General features: G+C 37.1%; 23 protein-coding genes. 9 read left to right on the top strand and 14 right to left on the bottom strand.

Annotated features, from left to right (window positions below; translation table 11 throughout):
• Positions 1-141: 141 nt before the first annotated feature.
• Both ACIQZA_RS19580 and ACIQZA_RS19575 read left to right on the top strand, forming a co-directional pair.
• The gene (locus ACIQZA_RS19580) at positions 142-567 is read left to right on the top strand and encodes an SRPBCC family protein (protein WP_400941800.1); all 426 of its coding nucleotides are present in this window, start codon (positions 142-144) and stop codon (positions 565-567) included.
• Positions 564-884 carry an ArsR/SmtB family transcription factor gene (locus ACIQZA_RS19575; protein ID WP_400941799.1) on the top strand — a complete coding sequence of 107 codons (321 nt, stop codon included), beginning with the start codon at positions 564-566 and terminating at the stop codon, positions 882-884. The genes ACIQZA_RS19580 and ACIQZA_RS19575 overlap by 4 nt, the downstream gene beginning before the upstream one ends.
• Positions 885-923: 39 nt before the next feature.
• On the opposite strand, the gene ACIQZA_RS19570 is transcribed toward ACIQZA_RS19575, so the two are convergent.
• Together ACIQZA_RS19570 and ACIQZA_RS19565 are read right to left on the bottom strand one after the other, a co-directional pair.
• Complete coding sequence (locus ACIQZA_RS19570; protein WP_400941797.1) at positions 924-1,703, bottom strand: YqhG family protein; 780 nt, start codon at positions 1,701-1,703, stop codon at positions 924-926.
• A gap of 17 nt (positions 1,704-1,720) precedes the next feature.
• Positions 1,721-3,235, bottom strand: a complete 1,515-nt coding sequence (locus ACIQZA_RS19565) for a DEAD/DEAH box helicase (protein WP_402883516.1) — start codon at positions 3,233-3,235, stop codon at positions 1,721-1,723.
• 539 nt (positions 3,236-3,774) lie between these two features.
• Here ACIQZA_RS19565 and ACIQZA_RS19560 point away from each other — a divergent pair.
• The 5 genes from ACIQZA_RS19560 (at position 3,775) to ACIQZA_RS19540 (ending at position 8,467) form a co-directional block, all read left to right on the top strand.
• The gene (locus ACIQZA_RS19560; protein WP_400941792.1) at positions 3,775-4,599 is read left to right on the top strand and encodes a methyl-accepting chemotaxis protein; all 825 of its coding nucleotides are present in this window, start codon (positions 3,775-3,777) and stop codon (positions 4,597-4,599) included.
• Between the two features lie 622 nt (positions 4,600-5,221).
• Positions 5,222-5,809, top strand: a complete 588-nt coding sequence (locus ACIQZA_RS19555; RefSeq protein WP_402883518.1) for a dienelactone hydrolase family protein — start codon at positions 5,222-5,224, stop codon at positions 5,807-5,809.
• A 3-nt stretch (positions 5,810-5,812) separates the two neighbouring features.
• Positions 5,813-6,769, top strand: a complete 957-nt coding sequence (locus tag ACIQZA_RS19550; RefSeq protein WP_400941789.1) for a LytTR family transcriptional regulator DNA-binding domain-containing protein — start codon at positions 5,813-5,815, stop codon at positions 6,767-6,769.
• Between the two features lie 148 nt (positions 6,770-6,917).
• Positions 6,918-7,766 (top strand): ABC transporter ATP-binding protein, encoded by an 849-nt coding sequence (locus ACIQZA_RS19545; protein ID WP_142509655.1) that lies wholly within the window; start codon positions 6,918-6,920, stop codon positions 7,764-7,766.
• Positions 7,763-8,467, top strand: coding sequence for an ABC transporter permease (locus ACIQZA_RS19540; protein WP_400941786.1), 705 nt, complete (start codon positions 7,763-7,765; stop codon positions 8,465-8,467). Before ACIQZA_RS19545 ends, ACIQZA_RS19540 begins: the two co-directional genes overlap by 4 nt.
• A gap of 28 nt (positions 8,468-8,495) precedes the next feature.
• Here ACIQZA_RS19540 and ACIQZA_RS19535 read toward each other — a convergent pair whose 3' ends face one another.
• Complete coding sequence (locus ACIQZA_RS19535) at positions 8,496-9,092, bottom strand: GNAT family N-acetyltransferase (RefSeq protein ID WP_402883520.1); 597 nt, start codon at positions 9,090-9,092, stop codon at positions 8,496-8,498.
• A gap of 95 nt (positions 9,093-9,187) precedes the next feature.
• On the opposite strand from ACIQZA_RS19535, the gene pdxR reads away from it, so the two are divergent.
• Positions 9,188-10,564 (top strand): MocR-like pyridoxine biosynthesis transcription factor PdxR, encoded by a 1,377-nt coding sequence (pdxR, locus tag ACIQZA_RS19530; protein ID WP_402883522.1) that lies wholly within the window; start codon positions 9,188-9,190, stop codon positions 10,562-10,564.
• 72 nt (positions 10,565-10,636) lie between these two features.
• Here the strand turns inward: pdxR and ACIQZA_RS19525 are convergent, their stop codons facing one another.
• The 7 genes from ACIQZA_RS19525 to ACIQZA_RS19495 form a co-directional block, all read right to left on the bottom strand.
• Positions 10,637-11,680, bottom strand: coding sequence for a hypothetical protein (locus ACIQZA_RS19525; RefSeq protein ID WP_400941779.1), 1,044 nt, complete (start codon positions 11,678-11,680; stop codon positions 10,637-10,639).
• Between the two features lie 18 nt (positions 11,681-11,698).
• The gene (locus ACIQZA_RS19520) at positions 11,699-13,156 is read right to left on the bottom strand and encodes an MBOAT family O-acyltransferase (protein WP_400941777.1); all 1,458 of its coding nucleotides are present in this window, start codon (positions 13,154-13,156) and stop codon (positions 11,699-11,701) included.
• A gap of 652 nt (positions 13,157-13,808) precedes the next feature.
• Positions 13,809-14,777 (bottom strand): quinone oxidoreductase family protein, encoded by a 969-nt coding sequence (locus ACIQZA_RS19515; protein ID WP_402883523.1) that lies wholly within the window; start codon positions 14,775-14,777, stop codon positions 13,809-13,811.
• A gap of 300 nt (positions 14,778-15,077) precedes the next feature.
• Positions 15,078-15,377, bottom strand: coding sequence for a hypothetical protein (locus ACIQZA_RS19510; RefSeq protein WP_402883525.1), 300 nt, complete (start codon positions 15,375-15,377; stop codon positions 15,078-15,080).
• A 455-nt stretch (positions 15,378-15,832) separates the two neighbouring features.
• Complete coding sequence (locus ACIQZA_RS19505) at positions 15,833-17,017, bottom strand: NAD(P)/FAD-dependent oxidoreductase (RefSeq protein ID WP_400941772.1); 1,185 nt, start codon at positions 17,015-17,017, stop codon at positions 15,833-15,835.
• Between the two features lie 50 nt (positions 17,018-17,067).
• Positions 17,068-17,496: a helical membrane plugin domain-containing protein gene (locus ACIQZA_RS19500; RefSeq protein ID WP_049667242.1), complete on the bottom strand. Its 429-nt coding sequence runs from the start codon at positions 17,494-17,496 to the stop codon at positions 17,068-17,070.
• A 590-nt stretch (positions 17,497-18,086) separates the two neighbouring features.
• Positions 18,087-19,601 carry a DHA2 family efflux MFS transporter permease subunit gene (locus tag ACIQZA_RS19495; protein ID WP_400941770.1) on the bottom strand — a complete coding sequence of 505 codons (1,515 nt, stop codon included), beginning with the start codon at positions 19,599-19,601 and terminating at the stop codon, positions 18,087-18,089.
• A gap of 157 nt (positions 19,602-19,758) precedes the next feature.
• Here ACIQZA_RS19495 and ACIQZA_RS19490 point away from each other — a divergent pair, with 157 nt between their 5' ends.
• On the top strand, positions 19,759-20,664 hold the full coding sequence (locus tag ACIQZA_RS19490) for a TetR/AcrR family transcriptional regulator (protein ID WP_400941768.1): 906 nt from the start codon (positions 19,759-19,761) through the stop codon (positions 20,662-20,664).
• A gap of 404 nt (positions 20,665-21,068) precedes the next feature.
• Here the strand turns inward: ACIQZA_RS19490 and cydS are convergent, their stop codons facing one another.
• The 4 genes from cydS to ACIQZA_RS19470 form a co-directional block, all read right to left on the bottom strand.
• On the bottom strand, positions 21,069-21,167 hold the full coding sequence (gene cydS, locus ACIQZA_RS19485) for a cytochrome bd oxidase small subunit CydS family protein (RefSeq protein WP_400941765.1): 99 nt from the start codon (positions 21,165-21,167) through the stop codon (positions 21,069-21,071).
• Positions 21,168-21,178: 11 nt separating this feature from the next.
• A complete protein-coding gene (locus tag ACIQZA_RS19480; protein WP_400941762.1) occupies positions 21,179-22,207 on the bottom strand; it encodes a cytochrome d ubiquinol oxidase subunit II in 1,029 nt (342 codons plus the stop codon).
• Complete coding sequence (locus ACIQZA_RS19475) at positions 22,204-23,547, bottom strand: cytochrome ubiquinol oxidase subunit I (protein WP_400941760.1); 1,344 nt, start codon at positions 23,545-23,547, stop codon at positions 22,204-22,206. The genes ACIQZA_RS19480 and ACIQZA_RS19475 overlap by 4 nt, the downstream gene beginning before the upstream one ends.
• Before the next feature lie 129 nt (positions 23,548-23,676).
• Positions 23,677-24,453, bottom strand: coding sequence for a sulfite exporter TauE/SafE family protein (locus ACIQZA_RS19470; protein ID WP_400941758.1), 777 nt, complete (start codon positions 24,451-24,453; stop codon positions 23,677-23,679).
• Positions 24,454-24,988: the final 535 nt, after the last annotated feature.

Raw genomic sequence — 24,988 nt, 5'->3', positions numbered from 1 at the left:
AAATAATTTTAACATAAATAAGGATTTACAAAAAGACACAATGAAAATTTATCCAATGTATTTATAATTGACATATAACCTTAAGGTGTTATATATTCGTAACACCTTAAGGTTATATTTTTGCGAAGGAGTTCATTTTAAATGACAGAAAAACTAGAGAATATTGTTAAAACAGTTACACTCAATGCACCGATTGAAAAAGTATGGGAAACAGTAACGGATGCTGAAAAGATTGCTTCTTGGCTTATGCCAAATGATTTTAAGCCTGTTGAAGGTCATGAGTTTACGATACAATCACCGTTTGGTCCTTCACCATGTCGAGTAGAACAAGTAGATGCTCCACATTTTGTTCGTTTTGCATGGGATACAGATGGATGGTTTGTCACTTTTGAACTGAAAGAAATTGGTGAGCAAACTGAATTTACATTAACACATGGTGGCTGGAAAGAAGCTTCACATATCATTCCTAAAGCTAACATGCCTGCTGAAGCCATTCGTACAACAATGGAGGGCGGCTGGACAATGCTTGTCGGCAAAAAATTAAAAGAAGTTGTGGAATCACAATGACACAACTTGCTGTAAAGTATGATGTTTTTCAAGCAATCGCTGATCCAACAAGACGTCATGTCCTACAGCTACTTGCCGCAAGTGATAAACCGATCTCACTTATTTCTGAGAATTTTTCTATAAGCCGAACTGCTGTTGTAAAGCATTTGAAAATTTTAGAGCAAGCTGAGCTAGTGTCTGCTCATAAAAAGGGACGAGAAAAAATATACACATTACATGCCGAAAAACTAAAAGAAATTGAAGACTGGCTTCAGTACTTTGATTTATTTTGGGATAATAAATTGGCACAATTACAAAGTATTTTTGAAGAAAATTAAATGTAAAGGAGCTGTCCCTACTATTAGACAGCTCCTCGTTTAATAAAGATAAAATAAACCACCATTAATAATTTCTATTTTAATTTTTGTATCGTATTGTTCCTCTAATGCCTTCTTTTCGATGTCATAGCATTCTGGTTTATCTTCTTCTTCCTCATAAAAATAATCAAGTACACGTTGATCATGCTGCCATCGTTTTCTTGCTTCAGTAGCCCATGAATGGTCATCACGTTCAATCATCATTTCAATAGTAGCATGTAATCTTTCGAGTGCTCTAAGAGGCTTAATGATATATTGAACATGAAAAGCATTGTCTGCTGGAACAGTGTCAAATTCAGATGTACATATCGTCTCTTGAAAATCCTCTTTTATGATCCCGGTTAGCAAGTTTATGCCAAATGAATAAAGCGTTTCTTTCGTTCGATCGCAGCAATACGACACTTTAAAGTTAACACCTAGCCAAGGAGTTAGGATAACTTGCCCTATTTCATTATCCACCTTTTCAAAAAGCTGAACATAAGCTCCTAGCTCCCTTGTTGCTTGAAAAAGCTGGTTCATTCTCGGAGAACCAAAATGAATAGCTTCTCCATAAAGGCTCCCTGCTGATGCTGTTTGATTTGTAATGAAAGTTACTTGAGCTGGATTTGCCTCACTGTTTGTAGCTTCTACGTATTGCCAATAAAAAGGGCGATTCATAATTCTTTTATCAATATCAACCGTTAATTGTACAGTAAGATAATGCTGATCTTCTCCTAATATAGGGCAATCATTTTCATTAAAAAATTGGCGTAAATAACTATGAACTTGCTGTGGATACATGGTCCTTCTCCCTTACACTATACAGATTCTTTAAAGTTAGATAGAATCGCATCTAAATCGCCTACTACCTTTTCGAACACATCAATTTTCGTATGAAGTAATGCTAATATGTTCTCTTCAATCGTATTGACAATAGCCAGATTATAAATATGAACATCATGCTCTTGCCCTAATCGATGTACGCGCCCTATTCGTTGCTCTAGCTTCATAGGGTTCCAGGGCAGATCATAGTTAATGACATGATGACAAAATTGAAGGTTAATCCCTTCGCCGCCTGCCTCTGTTGCGATTAGAACCTGTGCCCTTTCCTTAAAAAGATGCTTCATATAATCACGTTTACTTTTATTATATTTACCGTTGAATAGGACACTTGTTATACCGTTAGAATGTAAATACCATTGCAAGTAAATTTGAGTAGCTCTATACTCTGTAAAAATAATTACTTTGTCTTTGGCCTGTTCGACTATTTCAAGGGTCTTTTTCGCCTTTGAATTCACTTCTAAAGCCATTAATTTTGCTAGTATTCCTTCAATTTCTTGCGGTTGCTCATTGTCTTCAAGCATTTTAGTTAATGTTAAACCTGTTGCTTCCTTGCTACTACACATTTCCTTTTGCAATGTAATCATTGAAAATGAGCCTGTATTTTGAAGGGTTCCAAGCAGATTATAAACTTCCTCTTCTTCCTTCGTGAATTCGATTGGAATTGTTTGAACACGGCGATTTGTCCATTCAATACCCGTGTCTTCTCTCCTATTCCTCACCATTACCTGATTCACTAATTCCTTTAAAAAATCATCATGCTCTAAATCATGCTTACTTGCCGAAAATGCAGATTGAAATGTATCATAATTGCCAAGATGACCAGGCTTAAGTAAGGAAATAAGATAAAATAATTCAAAGACATCGTTTTGAATCGGTGTAGCCGTTAATAATAAACAGAACTTTTTCTTTAAGCTTTGTACGAATTCATAAATTTGTGTTTTATGATTTTTTAATTTATGAGCCTCGTCGATAATTATCATATCGTAATCCTGCTCATAAATTCGCTCTTTGTGAGGACTCTTCTTTGCCGTATCCATACTCATAATAAGGACATCATGGCGCTCAATCTGAACATTTTTCTTAAAAGCTACTGCCGGAATGTGGAACTTTATATTTAATTCTTCAACCCACTGATTAACAAGAGATGCTGGCGCTAATATTAATGCTTTTTTAACGAGGCCACGAATCAAATATTCCTTTAAAACTAAACCTGCTTCAATTGTTTTACCAAGACCTACTTCGTCAGCTAAAATCGCTTTACCATTCATACGTTCAATGACTGTCTCTGCTGCTTCCAACTGGTGCTTAAGCGGCTTTAAATTTGGTAAATACTTCGTCGCCTGTAAACCTGTGAAATCAGGAATTAGCTTCATTTTCACAATGTCATAATTCATCTTGTACAATGTCCAACTATCCCATTTTCCATGTTCATTCAGTTTATTGATAAAGCCTTCTTCCCATTCGGACGACCTTTCTATTTTCATGATCATCACCTCATACCATTATTTCTAAAGTTTAGGTTGTCCAAAAAAGAAAAAGCTATGTTAAACTTTTGCGAAAGAAAAACTTCTGATGAATTTTCCCATCAGTTCAATCAATAAAGCTTAGAACTTTTATTAATTTTATGCGTTTCAAAAGCGGATGCTATGGACCTCTGTTATCGCTTTCGCAAAGGTAAAACATTGCTGAAGATATATTCTTAGCGAAGTGGTTAATTGTAGTGGAGGCTGGGTGATTCCTTGGGGATCAGCGTCAAAGATGGAACCTTGCAGCGAAGCGGCAGCAGGAACGAAAATCAACACCACGTTTTGCACTGCGCAAAAGTCCTACTCCTTTTTTAGCAAATTCATAATATATTGCCTTAATTTCGTACAATTTAAAAGGATAATGGTATTAAGATAGTCTTTTTATTTACTTCCTTTTTTCATACAATTAAAGAAGTATCACTTTTCCAAAAAATAACGTTTTAAAAATGAGATTATGATTATGCCCTAATTTAATAGGGCTTACATATACCGAGGAGGTTACTATGAAAATTCTTGAAGCATTAACATTGACAATGCCTTACATTCATTTAGCTATGAAAGGCGAGTCCATGATTGGATTAGTAGATAAAGAGAGTGAGAGTATTATTGCTTATTTACCTGGGAAACGGATAGATTCTGGGTATAAAATTGGACAAAAAATTCTCCCAGGTGATGCAATTTTACATCTCCCACTTAAAGGCAAAAGTACTAATGAGCATGTACCAAAGGAATTTTATGGTGTGGAATTTAACGCATTTTCCTTTCCTGTTCGTGAAAATGGGCAAATCGTAGGCGCGCTAGCCTTTGGAATACCTATTGACCATTCTCTACAAATGGAGAAATATATTGTTACTATGAATGATATTATCCAAAATCTACAAGATAAAGTACATACAATTGCCTCTCATTCGGAGGAGCTAGCTGCAACTAGTGAGGAAATTAATAAGCAGACACAATTTGCTTTAGAGGATGCTGAAAAAACAAATGGTATTACGGATTTGATAAAAAATATTTCTCGTCAAACCAATTTACTCGGATTAAATGCATCAATTGAGGCAGCACGTGCAGGTCAACATGGTGCCGGTTTTCATATAGTTGCACAAGAAGTTCGCAAACTTTCTACTGAAACAACTACTGCTACTGATAACATTGAAACCTCACTTCGAAGCATCAATCATAATCTTGAAAATTTAAAGCAAAACATGACTCAAATAAATGGTGCCACTAACGAACAGGCACAACTTGTTCAGGACTTTAGTGAAATCATTGATGAGCTTAATACGCTTAGTATGGAAATGAAGGATTTTATGTCTAACGCAATGAAATAAAGGCATATATCAACAGAAAAATCCGGTTCGCTTGCTGTGGTCAATCCAGAACCACATAAGTCTGCCCGGATTTTTTACTTTTGGGCACTGTTCGGAATAATTACCGAAACAACAAAACCTATGACAAAAATTGACAAAATATACCAAATGATGGTCCATCACCAAAAGTTGTGGATGACTTTTGTTAAAACGTCTACTATGTAAATAGTTGATTTTCGTTCCGACTGAGCGACTCCTCGGGGATCAGCAATAGAGGAACGAAGGCTAAAAGCATCACATCCTGTGATAACGCCTTCGTGACCAACATCGTGTTGGCCCGAGACCCTGCAGCGCAGCGGATGTTTTCTGTGCGAAAGCGTAGTGTTAACGTAGCGGCAGCACCAAATGTTTTCTGTAGCGACAGCGAAGCGGCAGCTACAAATGTTTTGACTGTGTGAAAGCGTAGCGACAGCAACACCAAAAGCGGCTCATCGAACGCCCCTAGGAAGCTTTGCTCTGTGCGAAAGCGAAGCGGCAGCAACAAAGCGCCCAGTCGGAACGGAAATCAACCGCACGTTTTGGTGATAAACCCTGTATGATTACTTTTTGGTACACTATTGAAAAAAGCAAAAATGAGGTCAACATGACAAGGAAAATACTCATTCTACATGAGATTTATGGCGTCAACGATTTTATAAAAATGCAAGCTGAAGCATACAGTAATGCTAACACTACTGTTGAGTGCATTTCTTTATATTCAGACGATAAAACATTTCAATATGAACAAGAACAGGAAGCCTATGAATATTTCATAAATGAGGTTAGCTTTGATGCTCCTCTCGATAAACTAACCGAAAAAATATTGGAAGCTAGGACACATTTTGATGAAGTACTGTTAATCGGATTTAGTGTAGGTGCAACATTAGCTTGGAGACTATCAACGCTACCATTACAAGGTATCGTTTGCGTTTATGGTTCACGCATTCGTCAATACTTGGATACAATGCCCTCCTGTCCGACACTCGTTATTTTACCAAGCCATGAGAAAAGTTTTAATGTCCATGAATTAAAAGAAACACTCGATACATTTCCATTTGTTCATACGAGACAATATATAGGTCAGCACGGTTTTATGGACTCTAATAACGGAAACTATCACTATAGAAGTTTTTTACAGTCACAAACTGAAATCTCGCAATTTTTGCAATCAAATGAAGTCAAGGAGGACTAAGTAATGAACCAAATTGAAAGCATAATTATTGACCCTTATATAGAAGGAGGAAATGTAATTTATCCAAACTTTCACCTTTCTATGCGGCCTGGTATTATTATCGGCATCCATACGGATGTGTCAAAAATACATACATTAATACAATGGTTTTCGAAGCAAAGTAATACGTATACACATTTTCGTGAAAATGCCTTGTATGAGCGACTGACGGTCCGAGAATATATTAACTTTTGCTTAAAGCTTTTCAATGCTTCTTCTGAAAAGATGGAGGATCTATTAAAATTATTCGCTTTGATGGAGCAAAAAAGCATTAAAATCAGCAAGCTTTCGAATGGAGAAAAGCAACGTTTAAAATTGATTCATACATATCTCAATCAGGCACAGATACATGTTTTAGAAGAGCCATTCCAAAACCTAGATGAGTTTTCCAAGCAAAAAGTCATTCAGTTATTGGATGCACTTCAAAAAAAGAATAAAACAGTCATTTTATTATCTAACAATCTTGAGGATTTAATTATTTCGAGTACAGAAGTACATAGACTGGATATCACGGGCATACATGCATTAGACGTTAAAGAGGATGGAACAGAACCAACTCCCCCCTCTCAAGAAAGCGTACCGATTCGACTTGATAAAATCCCTACAAAGAAAAATGATAAGATCATTTTATTTAATCCCCCTGAAATCGATTATATCGAAAGTGTTGAGGGTATTGTTTCACTATATGTTGCAGGTGAAGCCTATCCATGCACATTATCATTAAATGATCTTGAGCAAAAATTGACACCGTTCGGCTTCTTTAGAAGTCATCGCTCTTATATCGTTAACTTACAAAAGGTACGGGAAATCATTACGTGGACTCGCAATAGCTATAGCCTAGCCTTAAACAGCAATGAAAAGACCGTAGTACCTTTGTCGAAAAACAAACTCGCAGATTTAAAGAAAATACTCGGAATTTAGTAGATTTCCCAGGAAATAAACGACTCCTGTCAGCTGAAATATTTCTCCACTAAAGGTCATTTCACAGCCTTTCACCTGTAATATAATGTTGAGACCCTTATTGTCCCTTATAGTGTAGATATCAACAACAACACAGGGAGGTTTTCAAATGAACGCAGTAATCGATGTTCAGCATTTGAAAAAGACATTTAATAAGGAAACAGCATTACAGGATGTTTCATTTTCCATTCAAAAAGGTGAAATATTCGGCTTTCTTGGACCTAGCGGATCCGGAAAAACTACTACTATAAAAATATTAACAGCACAAACTGAAAAGACTGCTGGCGACGTTTTATTGTTTGGCCGCCCAGCAAATGAGATGAAACAAAGTAATAATCGTAAACGCTTCGGTATTTTAACAGATAATAGCGGACTATATACGCGACTTTCAATCGAGGAGAATTTATTACTATTCAGTAATTTATATCAATTACCTAAATCAGCCATAAAAGAAGCGTTGGATTTTGTTAACTTATACGGTGATCGTAAAAAGAAGATTAGTCAGCTTTCTAAAGGAATGATGCAACGTGTTACGCTTGCACGTGCTATCATGCATAAACCCGAATTATTATTTTTAGACGAGCCAACTTCTGCTCTCGATCCTGTTAATACACAGCATATTTATAATGGCTTGCGCAAATTAAACGAGATGGGTACGACAATATTTTTAACAACACATGATATGAGTGAAGCCGAAATACTTTGTGATCGTGTAGCCTTCTTACATAAAGGTAAAATTCGAGCAATTGGTGCGCCAAAGGATTTGAAAAAAGAATTTGGCGATGAATCTATTACAGTGGAATTAACAAATGGTGCTTGTGAAATCATTCAAAATGGAGAACAAGATGCTGAAAAACTGTTTCATTGGATGCAATCTAACGAAGTTTCTCGGATATATACGAACGAGCCAACACTAGGAAATATTTTTATGCAAATAACAGGGAGTGATTTAGTATGAACCTTTCAATGACACGTATTCAAGCTATTTTAATGAAGGATTATAAGGAATTTTCACGTAACTATGCGGTATCCATTATGGTACTTATGCCACTTGTTTTGGCATTCTTTTTAAAATCAGGTTCAACTGCTATTGCTTTCTATTTCCTTTTAATTAATATGGCATTTTCTATGGTGACTACCTATGTACAATGCAGTCTAATTGCAGAGGAGAAAGAAAAAAATACGCTTCGTAGTCTCATGCTTTCCCCTGCTTCACTTGGCGATATTTTAATTGGTAAAAGCTTGTTTGTCTTTATCATTACGATAGTAATCGTGGCATTGACTATTTTCATTGTGGGCTATACCCCAGCTAATCCTTTCATCTTAGCTATCGCTTTAATACTTTCGACTGTGTTTTATATTGCAATAGGAACATTATGTGGATTATTCGCCAAAACGATTATGGAAGGATCTCTTATCATTCTACCCGTTGTCCTTATTTTCTCATTCGGTCCTCTTGCACTAGCTATGTCTTCTGCTAATCCGATTTTAAAGATTGCCGAGTGGTTACCAAGTTCTCAATTGGTACTATTAGCAGAAGCTTTAGAAGGATCATACACAACAATGGATGTCATTATTCCAATAGCTTCAATCATCGTTTGGTCACTAGTAACTTGGATTGTAGCAGGATTTATTTATAAAAAAAGAATGGTCGACTAATGACCATTCTTTTTATGTACTAATTTCTTTACCCCAATTTCTCTGTAGCATCAACTAGCAACTGCTGCAAATGGTTTTTCACTTGTGGCCATTCTTGTAAAGTAATGCTGTACATCACTGTATGACGAGTCGTACCATCCTTCCGCACCATATGATTACGTAAGACCCCCTCCTTTGTTGCCCCTAAACGTTCAATCGCCTTTTGAGAACGTAAATTTCCGTGGTCTGTTTTAATTTGAACACGCTGTAAGTAGAGTACCTCAAAGCAGTATTGTAATAATAAATATTTGCAATTCGTATTAATGGCCGTACGCCAAAAAGCAGGTGTTATCCATGTAGTACCTATTTCAAGTCGTTTATGCGTTTCATCAATGTCCATAAACCGAGTCGAACCAATGATTTGTCCAGATTTTTTATCCACAATTACAAATGGAAACTCAGTTTTTTCACGTTTTGTTGTTAATGCCTTGTCCACAAAGTTATTCACATCGAGCATTTTCTCAATTGTTGTGGACATGTGGGGCCATATCTCTGGATAACTAGCTGCCTCCAATAGCCCTTGCGTGTCCTGTTGTTCTAATGGCTTCAGTAATACTACCTCATTTTCTAATGCTTTAAAATTCATGTTGCTTCACTCCTTTTTACCTATTTAACGGTATTTTTGATATGATAGATAGAACCAATTTTTAAAAAATTCACCGTACCAGGAGGTGCAATATTTTGGAGTTATCGATCTCATTTACTGGAGATGCATCGAAATACGTGCAAATCTACGAGGAATTAAAACAAACAATTTTAAGCAAGAAACTACTGGCCCATGAGCAATTGCCATCTAAACGAACACTTGCTAAAACGCTTGATGTTAGTGTCCACACGATTAAGGAAGCTTATGAACAATTACTAGCTGAAGGCTATATCTATAGTAAGGAACGCTCTGGTTATTTTATAGCGCCCTTTGAATTTGAATGGGAACAGCAGCAAAATCAGCACATATCCACAGCTATAACACCAACTACATATACTATAAAATTTGATTTTAATAACGGACATGTGGATAAGGGAGCTTTTCCATTTTCGATCTGGCATAAGCTGTTGAAAAAGCACTTTAATGTGGATAATTTAACAACAAGTCCTTGGCCAGGAGAAGCTATATTCCGGACGGAAATCGCTCGCTATGTTGAACGATCAAGAGGAGTTACTTGTGAAGCATCACAGGTGTTCGTTTATAGTGGTACACAAAATCAGCTTCAGGCTCTCTGTCACTTTTTTGGCCAAAAAGCACACGTTGGCTTAGAGGAGCCTGGCTTTAAAAGAGTACGTGCAACATTGCAACAATGTGGATTAATAACTCATGCTATTCCTGTTGATAACTTAGGGGTATCAATACCGAAAAAACCCATCCACATGTTATACACAACACCCGCACACCAGTTTCCGCTCGGGATGGTCATGCCGGTTGAACGGCGTGCAGAACTTCTACAATGGGCTAATTCTGCGAAGGCATATATTATTGAGGATGATTATGACTCGGAATTTCGTTATAAGGGGCTCCCTATTCCCTCTTTAGCAAAGATGGATCAGCTACAACGTGTTATTTATTTCGGAACCTTTTCTAAAACACTTATCCCATCGCTCCGTATTAGTTATATGATTTTGCCTAAATCGTTAGTCGAAGAATTTATGCTTTTTAATCAGGAGCAAAAATCTGTTGTCTCAAAAATAGATCAGCTTGTATTAGCCGATTTTATTGCTCAAGGCTTATTCGATAAGCATTTAGCCAAAATGCGTACTATTTACCGTAAAAAGCAACAGACGTTACTAGCAGCTATTAACACCCATTTTTCTGAGGAATTCGAAGTAATTGGTGAAAAATCTGGGCTACACATCGTTATGAAGTTACCAAAAAGGCTTTCTGAACATAATGCCATTAGGCTTGCACAGGAGGTAGGAATTAAAGTCTATCCATGTTCAACCTCCTATCAGCAAGGCTCTAAACATGCTATGGTCATTATGGGCTATGGTGGGCTAACCCTTGGGCAAATTAACGAAAGCATTGTATTACTTGCAACAATTTGGCAATCCCCCTTACTAGAATAATCGCAGATAAACCTTTTTATGGATAAAAAAAGATGACCCTGACAGTACATATCAGCGTCATCTTTTCATCATTTAGTCAATATTAATATCTACCACTACATTTTTAAGGTACTTATCAAGATTCCCTTTATCTACAGTCTGCATAATAGTTGATCGTTGTTCCCTGTTCTCTAAAGCTTTAATGATTAAATCCCCAACGTTTGGGTAGTAATGCAACCAGTCGAAAAAGTCGTTCTCATTCGCTGTTATTTCATTCACACCATGGAAGCTGTACACGGTACCAAACACATCTACCATATCATTCATCCATCTACTATAAGCCTCGTAACGATTTTCATTATGCAAAATTGTCTGAAGCCGTTTGGCAGGCATTAATTCTGTAAAGACTACTAGTTCTGTATTTGGGAATGCGTCTTTTATAGCTTGAAGCCTTTTTCGATAGTCGGTATCGTACATAAAAGGCTTGGCTGTCCCTGCTTTAAAATTTTTCTGGAATTTTTGCCACCCCTGCTCCATATCATCATTTGGATACGTAGTTTGTGCAATATTATTACGTGTGTAACTACGAGCACCGTCGTAATGATTTGCTTTTGAAATATCATAATTAAAAAGAGCATAATGCATCGTGCTTGCTGAAAATAAGGACTTTATTGCATAAAAAGGTGCCTCCGACGCCTCGATATAAGTTTGCGGCGGATTCGATGTACTAGGTTTGCCAGCATTCGCCGAATCAAAATATAACTCAATAAAAATTCTCTTAAACGGCTTACCATTTTTCTTTTCAGCATATTTCATGTAAGGCAAATATTCTGTAATATGCAGTCCGCTCAATGAATAGTTATAAACATTTTCTTTTGTAAAAGCCCTCTCATCAAGATACGTAATCCTGCTCGTTCCCATTAACAAACTATCATAGTTAAAATCATGGCTATTGATATAATTTGTTTTTAATTGTCTTTCATCAAAGCCAAGCTGATAGTCGTTAAAGTCATTCGCATGTGTGTAATTCCAAAGAGGGTCAATATAATAATTGAAACCCATAATTCCGAAAACAGGTAATCCTATTACTATGAAAGATGTGGCAAATAATTTTACTAACCATTTTTTCGGATCCAAGTTCATTCACACCTTTATTTAGAAATTAAAATATAAGAATATACTATTTTTTTGCATATAATAAATCGATACTAGCACTAGTGCAATCATAAATTGCGTATAAATGATTGCTCCCCAATTAAATTTCATCTTATCCATTAATTGAATAGAATTTAATGCCGTAAATGCAATAACAAGTGTGATTAAGAGTCCTACAACAATAACTATTGGATCACTGAATGATAGTCCCAAAATATTAAAAGCTCCCGCTTGCGCAAAATTCGTGTGCGGCTCCGTAAAGAAATTAGTTATAGCTGTCATGTTTGGCGTAAACATTTTGGCTATAATAGTATTCGCTTGCTCAATACTTGTTGCACGGAAATATACCCAAGCGATATTAACAAATTGGAAAGTCATAAACCACGAAAGTAAATACGGAAGCTTAATACCTGTTTTACTAAAAAGTCTCACAACTACAGACGCAAAGCCATGCATCAGTCCCCATAAAATAAAATTCCATCCTGCACCATGCCAAAATCCACTGATGAAGAAAATAATTAATATATTTATATACGTTCTATATGCCCCTTTACGACTACCACCTAATGGAAAATAGACATATGTAGTTAAAAACCGGTTCAACGTCATATGCCACTTTTTCCAAAACTCCTGAATATTACGTGCTTTATAAGGAGAGTAGAAATTTACTGGCAGTTTAATATTAAATAATAATGCTAAACCGATCGCCATATCAGAATATCCACTAAAATCATAATAAAGTTGCACTGTATACGATAATGAGGTAATCCAAGCTTCTATAAAACTTAAGTTACTATAATTGGCAAAGCCTTCATTCGCCCATATGCCCACCGTATCAGCAATTACAACTTTCTTCACTAAACCAATTGCAAAAATAAATAAACCTCGTGCAACATGTTCATGAATAATTTTACGATTTCCCTTAGTATCATACTGCGGAAGCATTTCATCATGCTGAACAATTGGTCCTGCAATTAACTGCGGGAAAAACAAAATGAACAGCGCATAATGGCTAAATTTATAATGAGCTGTTCCATCACGATAACTATCAACAATAAAAGCAATTTGTTGGAATGTAATAAAACTAAGTCCTAATGGTAGCAATAAGTGCAACAGTGCAAAATTTGTACCAAATAAACTATTTATATTACCAATAAAGAAATCGGTATATTTATAGTAACAGAGAATTATAATATTGAAGATGACTCCAATTATCATATACGTTTTTCTCCAACGACTATTGGTACTACTAATTACCCGACTTAAAGCAAAGTTCACAACTATTGAAATTGAGATGATTGCTAAATAAGTTAACTTAAAATAGCCGTAAAAAATCAAAGAGCTCAGTACCAACCAATAGATCGCATATTGCTGGTCTCTGAAACGATTTAATAAAAAATAGATAATAAATGTTATAGGTAAAAACAAGAAAATAAATTCAAAGGAATTAAAAAGCATTGCACCACTCCCCTAATAGCCATTCCTTTATATTCAAAATTTAAGACTCCTCACCACAACATTTCCGTTCCGACTAGACGCTTACCTGAAGGCGTTCACTTGCGCTCCAGGGATCTCATCTTTGACGCATTTCCAAAGGCCTACAATCAACCTAAAACACGACATACGTTTAACAAATATTTAGTGAAGAGCCTATCAAATTTAATGTTTTAATATTATATTTACATCACTTAAATTAGCCATATAACACTTTAACATTGATACACTCGTAAAATCTAAATGAAATAAATACCATTGTTATATTCATTATGTATTTAAAGAGGCCAAATATTATATTATACTAAAAAGTTAACCTAAAACAAATAACGATTTCAAAATAAGGTAGAGAAAGACAAAAACCTATATAATAATACCTCATTTTAACAATTGTTTAAAGGAAATTCCTGTTTGTTGTCGAAAAATGAAAGTTAGAATTATACCTACAAATAAAGTGGTGATTCCTAATAAAGTTTTTACTAGTTTGCTTTCATTCTATTAATGGGTGGGTTTGATTTTGGGCATCCACTCACAACAATGCTTTTTTCAAGCTATAGGATCTAAAACAAAAGTAACCTCTGTATAGCGTGTTGATCACTATACAGAGGTCGTTCATCTATATTTTAATTAAAATCTTTCCTTGATGCTGACGACTTTCCATCAAATCATGCGCTTTCTGCATGTCTTCTAATGCAAAAATATTAGCAATTGGTACTTGGAAACTTTCATCCTTCAACAGCGCAAACATCTCCTGTGCAACTTGTTGTAGCACTGCAGGCTTGGAAGCCCGAGTCGTTCCTAAGCTAAACCCTTTCACATTGCGGCAGCTACTATGCAAGTCAGATGTTTTTATATTCCCGGCTTTACCACCGCTATTTCCAAATTGCACTAGCGTACCATACGGAGCTAAACAGTTAAAACTCTCTTCCGTAATATCCCCGGCAATGGAGTCAAAAATAATGTTAACACCATGACCATCCGTATATTCATTGACTTGCGCACTAAAATTATCGTATGTCAGTACATGATGTGCACCTAGTTCAAGGGCAATTGTCGCTTTCCCCATATCACCAACAGTGCCAATAATCTTCTTGGCGCCTAGCTTTTTCGCCATTTGAATCAGCATCGTCCCTGCCCCACCAGATGCAGCATGAATTAATACGCTATCATCTGAGCTAATTGGAGCGATTTGATGTGCCAAAAGATAGGATAGAAACAAAACCGTTGGCACAGCGGCTGCCTTTTCCAAAGGGACATCATTCGGAACTTTAAAGACTAGCTGCTCATCCGCCACTACATATTCTGCATAGGCTCCATTTTTCGGGAATGCAAGAACCACATCTCCAACTTTAAAAGCGCTACTTTTAGCAAAAACCTCCTCAACTACACCAGCTACATCTAAACCGAGTATCATTGGGAAATTTGCTTTTGCTTTATTACCTTTTCTATTTTTAATATCAGCAAAATTCACACTCGTATACGTCGTACGTATTAATACTTCCCCCGCTGAAATAGTGGGCTTTGGACATTCCACATACTTTAAAACATCAGAAGTGCCAAACTCATTAATAATCACAGCCTGCATAAACTTCCCCCTCCTTGTTATAGTTAGATTATAAAATAAAAGGGAATAAATAGGTTGTATTTCCATAAAAATAAAAATGATAAAAGAACAATACCACGGAATCTCATACAAGCATCTCTTTAATAGAAGGTGCTACTATTTGCTATTGCTTTAGCATTAAACCTTCCTCTAGTCATCGAATTCAGAAATATTCCTATAAAATCTGGCTTTTGCGTCTCTTTGGCATTTCTGTCGGGGCTATCCATGATTTTGGCTGTTCTATCCACGACTTTGGACGCTCTATCCACGACTTTGACGATTCTATCCGTCACTTCGGCTCTTCTTTCCGTCGCTCCGATTTCTTTCCGCCACTCTGACTCTTCTTTCCGCCGCTCTGTCGGGGCTATCCACGATTTTTGCTGTTCTATCCACGACTTTAGCCGCTCTATCCACGATTTTGACGATTCTATCCATATTTCGGTTCTTCTTTCCGTCGCTCTGACTTCTTTCCGTCACTCTGGCTCTTCTTTCCGCCGCTTTGTCGGGGCTATCCACGATTTTTGCTGTTCTATCCACGACTTTGGCCACTCTATCCACGATTTTGACGATTCTATCCATCATTTCGGCTCTTCTTTCCGTGGCTCCGATTTCTTTCCGTCAATCTGACTTTTCTTTCCGTCGCTCAGGGCTATCCACGACCTTGGCCACTCTATCCACGACTTTGACGATTCTATCCGTCACTTCGGCTCTTCTTTCCGTCGCTCCGATTTCTTTCCGTCACTTCGGCTCTTCTTCCGTCGCTTTGGCTGGTCTTTCTATCACTTCGACTTTTCTGTCCGCCACTCTGGCTATTCTCTCCGTCGCTTTAATTCTTCATTCCGTCGCTCTGATTTTTCGCTTTAGCTACCCTAAAATAAAACAAAGTATTTTAGCTAAAGTAAAACCCGAACAAATCTGCAAGACACTCATACGGTGTTTTGCCATTGTTCGGGTTTTCTATATATATTGCTTAATTTATTTGAAAGAATTCGGCTTTCGCAAAGAGCTTATTAGTTATGTCTCAGCCTCATAAAATATTAATACGCTAAGCCGAATAGCGCTTTAATATGTGTAAGATAGCGAATGTTAGACGCTTCTTTCATAAGTGTTGCAGGAAGACCTTTAAGTTCTGTGTTGCTAGCACCGATAGTCGCAACAGCGTCTTTACGACCTAAGCTTGCAAGTGTACCAGAGTTAATTGCCGAGAAAGGCTTCATCTCTTGGTTTTTGTATTGTGCGAATAAGTTGTAACCAGCACACTCACCCATTTGCCATGCAACTTGAGCAGTTGGTGCATATAGCGGACGCCCGCCATCAGCTGGTAATGCAACAGATGCGTCACCGATGACGAATACATCATCGTGAGATGTAGATTGTAAGAACTCGTTAATCGTAGCTTTACCGCGGTCAGCAGCAAGGCCAGACTCGCCTACGATTGGAAGTGGAGCTACCCCACCTGTCCAAATAAGTGTATTAGCAACGATTGGTTCGCGATCTTTAAGAGAGATAACATTACCATCAACGCCTGTTACAGGAGTACCTGTAATGAATTCAACGCCACGTTTTGTTAAGCTTTCAGTTGCACGTTGGATAAGTGCATCCGGAAGTACTGGTAAGATTTTTGGACCAGCTTCAACAAGTTTAATTTTAAGATCAGCAAAGTTAACACCGTGTTTTGCTGCGATTTTCGGGAAGTTGTCCACGATTTCACCAACAAGCTCTACACCTGTTAAACCGCCACCACCGATAACGATTGTTGCATCTGCTTCGTCTTTTGTTTGTGCATATGCTTTAATACGATCTTCGATGTGTTTGTTAATTTTATTTGCTTCGTTCACTGATTTAAGTACCATAGAGTTTTCTTCTAATCCAGGGATACCGAAGAATCCAGTTTGGCTACCTAAAGATACTACTAAAGTATCGTAGTTTAAAGTATAACCAGTATCTAGGTCCACTTTTTTACTGTCTACATTGAATTTTGTAACTTTAGCGATTTGTAAATCGATATCTAAACCTTTAAAGATTTTTTTAAGTGGTAAAGCAACAGCACCTTCAGCAATAGTACCACCAGCTAAACGGTGAAGTTCAGTGATGATTTGGTGTGTTGGGAATTGGTTTACTACAGTAATTTTAGCTTCATCAGCCGATAGATACTTGCGTGCTGTTAATGCAGTTAAAACGCCAGCGTAACCAGCACCTAAGATGACGATTTCTTTTGACATGATTAATTAATCCTCCGTCCTTACGAATTGAATGTATCTCGAGTCGAGTCTTATTTAGCTTTACGTTCAGCGCTTACTTGTAAGAAAGCATTAACAAAACGGAAAACACCTTGAACTTGCGGGTCTTTTAACATTTTCATAAGACCGAATAAACCAATTACTTCTTGGCTTTCAGAAGCACGGTCTTTCGCTTCAATTGCAGTAGCTGCAAGGTTTTTAGCTGAGCCTACTACTGGACCAGCCATTTCTGTTACCGCACCAACAGTATCATTTTTAAGTACTTCGTCAGTTGCAACAGCTTGAGCAAACTCATATGATTTTGTTAATAACGTCATCATTTCAGTTAACTTAGGTAATTGTTCAACTAAAGTTGTAAGTGATTCCTGAACCTCAGGCTTTAATAATTGATCTAGCACATCCAGTTGTTCTTGACTCACAGTTAATTGTTCAGACTGTGTTTGGTTTTTCGTTTCTGACATTTTGAACTCTCCTTTGCCATCACTTTTACTATTTTAATTTTATTGCTTCCATGTAAAAAAGACCATTAAGGCACTTCTTAACAGTCGTTACAGCGCGTATATCTTACAAATCACCAGTCCCAAGAGCTGGATAGCAATCCGTATAACTTGTTATTACAATGTTAACTTTATTTTGCAAAAAGTGCATCATAATTCCATCCTTATCTTGTCTTGGTGACATTATAAACTCCATTATAAGTCTGTTTGCACATTATTTCAATGCGCTAAATCACAATTTCGACAATCTTTTCAAAATTCATTGATTTTGTTAACAATGCATCGTATTTAAGTTTTCTTTTTATCTCCACTATTAAAAAATACAATATTTTTGATTTCAAATTTTTAAATTGTCACTGTAAAACATTTGATTTTCAATAGTATTTAGTCTATTTAAACTTCCCCTCGATTGTTCGTATAATACTAATAAAAAAATTTATCGCCTATTTTTTTTATTTCTCGATACCTAATCACGATTTATCGCCCAAATTGCCACATTTTTTATCAAAAAACCTGTTAGAAGAACAATTCTACTAACAGGCCTAAAAACATAATTATTTAGTTGGTTTTTTCAAATCCATAGAAGCGGCTGAGCTTTCAATTTTTACGCGTTTTAGGAAGAACGCAAGCACTAGCGCAAGGACTGTAACACAAGCTGCTATTAAGAATGAGTGTGTAATACCATCTAATAAAGCAGTTTGCATAATCTGATCCTGCATTTGTTGCATTTGCTCAGGTGTCATCGCAACACCTGATTGCGCTGCATTGGCTTTTGCTTCTACAATTAAATCTTCGGCTGTTGCTTTTGTACGGTTATTCATGAACGTTACCATCACGGCACTACCAATTGCCCCTGCCACTTGCTGTACAGTATTATTAATAGCTGTACCATGCGGGTTCATCGTTAGTGGTAATTGGTTTAAACCGTTTGTCATAATCGGCATCATAACCATTGATAAACCAAACATACGAATTGTGTACAAGGACACAATAAATGTATAGCTTGAATCTATTTCTAACTTTGTTAAACCGAATGTCGCAATTGTTGTAATCGTTAAACCGATAATCGCTAGTATACGCGGTCCAAATTTATCAAAAAGCTTCCCAGTAATCGGCGACATAATCCCCATTACAACTGCTCCAGGAAGCATCATTAAGCCCGCTTTAAATGGATCAATTCCACGAATCGATTGTACATAAGCAGGAGTTAAAATCATCCCAGAGAACATAGCCATTGACACGATAACCGAGATAGCTGACCCTAACGCAAACATTGGGTATTTATAAATACGTAATTCTAGTAAAGGCTGATCCATACGTAGTTGTTTAAATATGAAGATGATTAAAGCAAGAAGACCAGCTGAAATTGTGCCATATACCCAAGGACTTGACCAACCCTTATCCCCAGCAGTACTGAAACCATAGAGAATACCACCGAATGCAACTGTTGATAATAGTACTGAAAGGAAATCTAAATGAATTTTACGTGTCTCCATCACGTTTTCTAATTTCCAAATGCCAAACAATAAACTAATTACAGCAAACGGAATAATCATTTGGAATAGCATACGCCAATCATGATGCTCAACAATATATCCTGATAATGTTGGACCGATCGCTGGTGCTGTAATCATGACTAAACCAAAGATCCCCATTGCCGCCCCACGTTTTTCTTTTGGGAAGCTAATTAACATTACATTCATTAAAAGTGGTGACATACTTGAAGCACCCGCTGCTTGCACCATACGACCTGCCAGTAACATACCAAAGTTAGGCGCAAAGCCAGCCATAATTGTACCGATTGTAAAGACTGACATCGCTGCAATAAATAGATGTCTATTTTTAAAGCGTGTTACAAAGAATGCTGAAGCAGGTACTAAAATACCACTTACAAGCATATAACCTGTTGCTAACCATTGTACCTTTGAATACGTTATACCAAAATCTTTCATGATTGTTGGTAATGCAACATTTAACAATGTGTTATTTAGAAAAGCAACAAAAGCACCCACAAATAAAATACCAATCATACCATAGGGTGGCTTTTGTAGTGTTTGACCACTATTCATTTATATCCCTCAATTCTTTCTTGTTTTTTTCGATAAAACTTATTTTATACTCGCAGTCTACTTTTTTCAACAATTAAGATTATAAATTTCAAAAACATTGATATATAGGCGTTTTTGATATAGAATAAGAGTATAATATTTTTAAAAAGGTGAGGTTATGAACAAAAGAAAAAGACAAATTATTACTGCTGCTCGTGCCCTATTTATTGAAAAGGGTTTCGTGGATACATCGATTAACGACATCATTAGTGAGGCCAAAATCTCAAAGGGCACATTTTATAATCATTTATCTTCTAAAAATGAATGCTTAATCGCCATATTAGATGAAGGGCGCGAGGAGGCAAGTAATCGCCGACACGAGCTTCTTTACGGCAAAGATCCTACTGATTTAGAAGTATTAACACAGCAAGTTGCAGTACTCATGTATGTCAATCGAGAACATAATTTAATTCAAATTTTTGAATCGGTTTTCCATTCTCGTGATAATGAACTGAAAAAAATTATTTTAAACTATCATTTACAAGAACTGGAGTGGCTTGCTAACCGACTTGTACAAGTCTTTGGAGAAGAAATTAGCTCAATTAGCTATGAATGTGCTGTGCAGACACTTGGTATGATTAACCTCACATTGCGTGCAGTCTTAATTGCTGACTATAAATATATAAATCGCGAAGCCATTGTACGTGTAGCATTACGCAATATTAGCGTAATTATACCCGTTATGCTTGAATCAAAAGAGATCCTCATTAGTACGGAAATGATCAACACGATACAAAACGTCGTGAACTATAGACCAGTTAATAAAGAAATAGTCATCGAGCAATTAACAGGCTTTAAAAAAGGGTTATCTAAGAATGAAACAGTGGAAGGGTTAGAGTACGTAGAATTCTTATTAGAGGAACTGCAGCGCGAGAAACCAAAACTCTTTATCATTGAATCACTTCTTACGCCTTTCCGTAAAGCATTCGTTGGGACCGAACACACAGAAGAGGCACGTGATATCGCTAATAGCTTATGGCGCTATGTAAAAATCGAACGACCATCAGAGCGGTGCATCAAGTAAAATAACCACATAAACAAAAGGAGCTTATAGAAAGTCAAACACTCATGACTTTCCATCTAGCTCCTTTTTCCAGGCTTTTATCCTATTCATTTATTTTATTATGCGCATTTGATAAACCTGTAAGTTGATTGGAGTGGAGGCTGGGCGATTCCTTGGGGATTAGCGATAGAGGTACGAAGGCTAAAAGCATCACTTCCTGTGATAACACCTTCGTGACCAACATCCTGTTGTTGCTGTCGCTTCGCTTTCGCACAGACAAAACACGTTGTTGCTGTCGCTTCGCTTTCGCACAGACAAAACACGTTGTTGCTGTCGCTTCGCTTTCGCGCAAAAAACATCTGTTACCCCGACGCCCCTAGGAAAGCGCCCAGTCAGAACACACATTACAGTGATGAATGCATTTATTACTTAACTTGACGATCTTTCGGCCCTACCCAAAAGCCAATCCCAATGCTAATAGCTACTACAAGAAAAGGTGCATACAAAATAATAAATTGATTCATTATAGTTCCCCCTATGCATGATGATCATGTTTACCGCAAGCATAATCACGATCAAACACAAACCATTTCATTACTAAATATAGTGAAGGTATGAGTAGAACTAACCCTCCAACAAACGCTATCACTAATGCTATCGCCATTGTTTCATTTGTAAAGCTATCATAGACCGACAAATACGGATACAGTAAATACGGATAATGTGAAATACCATAGCCGAAAAATGCAAAGCCAAACTGAGCGACCATTAAAAAGACGGCTATACCATAGTTTTTCTTTTTAAATAAAAGAATTAATGTTATAAGAAATAGCACACCCGAAATGGCGAAAAGCCACCATAGATTTAACATATTTTCATAATGCTCAGGCACATGTCCCTTTAACTCCACCATAATCCCTATTACACTTATTACGAGCGGCAAAGACCAACCGAGCGCATATTTTCTCATTAAATCTGAAGCATGTTCATCTCGCGCTCTTTTCCCATACCATGTTAAAAAAACAGCCGAAATATACAAAACTGCCACTATACTTAATAGCACAATAGACCAAGTTAACGGATTCGTGAAAAGTTTAGCAATTTGCAAATGTGGTTCTTTATTTACAATTTTCACGAACCCTCCCTCAGATATCGTTAACACAATAGAAAGGGATGCAGGTATAAATAAACCAGTAATTCCGTACATCATTGTATAACCAATGTGTCCACCTTTTTCACTGTAGGATTCAAAAGCATAATAACTCCCTCTAATTGCTATCAATATTAATGAGATACTAACTGGCACTAGCAAAATTGTGCCGTAATAATAAGCTGTTTGAGGAAAGAAACCTACCATTCCAACAAAGAAAAATACAAGAAAGACATTGGTAATTTCCCATACCGGAGATAAATAGCGCTTAATAATATTGGCTAGTATTTGGTCTTTACCAATCAAGACACTATAAGCACTAAAGAAGCCCGCTCCAAAGTCTATGGACGCAACAATGACATAGCCGAAAAGAAATAACCATAGTACTGAAATTCCTAATATCTCTAAGCTCATTGCCCTGCACTTCCTTCCACTTGTTTATGTTCTTCAATTTCAAGTTCAATCGGATTGTTACGGAACATACGAATAAGTACGACGATACTTCCTATCCCTAATACAATGTACAGCCCTGCAAATAGTATTAGCATAGTATCGACTTGGCCACTTGTTGTGGCAGCTTCCGCTGTTTTCATATAACCACGAAGTATCCATGGCTGGCGTCCTACTTCCGCAAACCACCAGCCTGCCTCTACAGCAATAAGCGATAATGGACCACTTGCTACTACTATTCTCTTAAAGCTTTTTGAAGAAATAAACTTCCATCCCCGCCACTTACCTAGCACATAACTAACTGCTACGACTATTAATAAAGTTCCGATTACTACCATGATGTCAAACAAATAATGGATATAAAGTGGTGGCTGTTCATCGTTCGAAAATTGATCTAAACCTTTTACTTCAGCAAAAGGATTATTATGCGCCAATACACTTAGTGCGTATGGTACTTTAATGGCGTATTTCACTTCTTCTCCATCCAGCACGCCGAATAGCACAAGTGAAGCATCCTCTTTTGTTTCAAAATGCCATTCAGCAGCAGCTAATTTTTCTGGTTGATATTCAGCTAAATACTTCCCTGAAAAGTCACCTACAACGAGTGCCGCTAGCGAAAATACTAGTCCAAGTTTCAATAAAAGATGTAAGGCTTTTTTATGATACACATGCTTCGATCCTCGCAGCATACGATAAGCTGCAATAGAAGCTAATAAAAATGCTGCTGTCATATAAGATGTTACTAATACATGCGCTACCTTCGTTGGCATTGCGGGATTTAACATAGCCAATACCGGTTGAATATTTACAAGCTCTCCATCTACAAGGTCAAAGCCCTGTGGCGCGTTCATAAATGCATTCACAATCGTAATAAAAACAGCCGACATAGATGCACCAATAGCTACCGGGATCAATAATAAAAGATGTCTCTTTGGATTTTTGAATCGATCCCATGTATATAAATAAAGCCCTAAGAAAATTGCTTCAACAAAGAACGCGAACGTTTCCATAAACAATGGTAATGCAATTACCTGACCAGCCAATTCCATAAAGTTTGGCCATAGTAGCGATAGCTGCAATCCAATCGCAGTACCAGTGACAACTCCGATTGCCACAGTAATCACAAATCCTCTTGCCCATCTTCTTGCGAGTAATAAATAGTGTTCGTCATTATTTTTCAATCCAACCCATTGAGCAATCATGATCATTAAAGGTATACCGACACCAATTGTTGCGTAAACGATATGGAATGACAATGTTAACTCTGTTAAGGCCCGACTCCACATTACAGCTGAATCATTCATTTTATTTCATCTCCTAGGTACCAAAAATTCTCCCAATTATCGAAAGAAACATTATTCCAGCTACTAAAAAACTTATAAGTATCAGCTTTTTCTCATGTGATTTATACGTAGCAACCTTTTGTTTTTTCATCATAGTAAATCAACCCAAATTTTAATTGCTGTCGCTAAGATGAGTATAGCTAAAATACTTTGCAAAATTTTCGTATTCATCTTTTTACCTATTTTTGCGCCAAGTGGAGCCGCCAGTAAACTTGCCACTATCATGATGACTGCAGAATAGTAATCGACTTGCCCTGTCATTAACTTCCCGACTGTTCCTCCGATCGATGAGATAAACGTAATAGCTAGGCTAGTTGCAATCGTCATACGCGTTGGAATACCGAGCACTACAAGCATTATCGGAACAAGCAAGAAACCACCTGCAGCACCAACAATCCCTGAACCAATCCCAACAATAAATGCTAAAATTGCCGCTAGTGGCTTGTTGAAAGTTACTTCATTCATCGGCATATCTTCGATTTGTTTCTTAGGAACAAACATCATCACAGCTGCAATCAATGCTAAAACGCCGTATACGATATTCACACTGTTTTCAGATAAAAACTGTGATCCGTAGCTCCCAACAAAGCTACCAGCTAAAATTGCTCCACCCATATAAATAATGAGAGGCTTATTAAGATAGCCACCCTTTCGATATGCCCAAACACCTGCTATCGACGCAAAAAACACTTGTACCGCACTGATGCCTGAAACTTCATGTGCTGAAAATGCGACTAAGCCAAAAAGTGGCGGTATATAGAGTAGCATTGGGTATTTAATGATTGAACCGCCTATTCCCAACATACCGGACACAAAAGATCCAACGAATCCAATCAAGAAAATGACAATTATAAATGTTATATCCACTGTGCTTGCATCTCCTTTTATTTATGTGCTTTCAGTATAGTCCTGCTGTAATTTCAGACATATAGGGGTTTTCCACTATTAGCTTTACTCACTGTGACAATATTGCAAATTATTTCGGATAGAATCAATTGGCATAATTACTTCCAAAGTCAGTTTTGTGCTATGCTTGCAGATGTATTTTTCGCGAAAGCGCAGCGGCAGATGTTTTTTGCGCGAGAGCACAGCGGCAGCGGCAACATGAGGGCTGACACGATGTCGGTCATTTCGGTATTGCCACAGTACGTGGCATTCTTAGACTGAGTTTCTCTATTCCAGCAGATGTTTGGACATTTACTGAACGGAGATAAAAAAAAGACCACTCACGTCCGGAGGGCACTGAAAAACTTACGTTTTCATAAAAGCGAACCTTTCTCAGATAAAAATAAGGCACTTCTTGTTCAATTTTGAACAGGAAGCGCCTTATTTCTGTCTCTATTCCTTATTCATTTTCATTTAGTAGCTTTAATATCCGTTTCAAATTGACAGCGAATATCGT

It is taken from the genome of Lysinibacillus sp. NPDC096382 (assembly GCF_044762845.1).
Classification (GTDB): domain Bacteria; phylum Bacillota; class Bacilli; order Bacillales_A; family Planococcaceae; genus Lysinibacillus.
The sequence above is the reverse complement of the archived record's forward strand: the minus strand, read 5'-3'. Positions and strand labels throughout refer to the sequence as shown.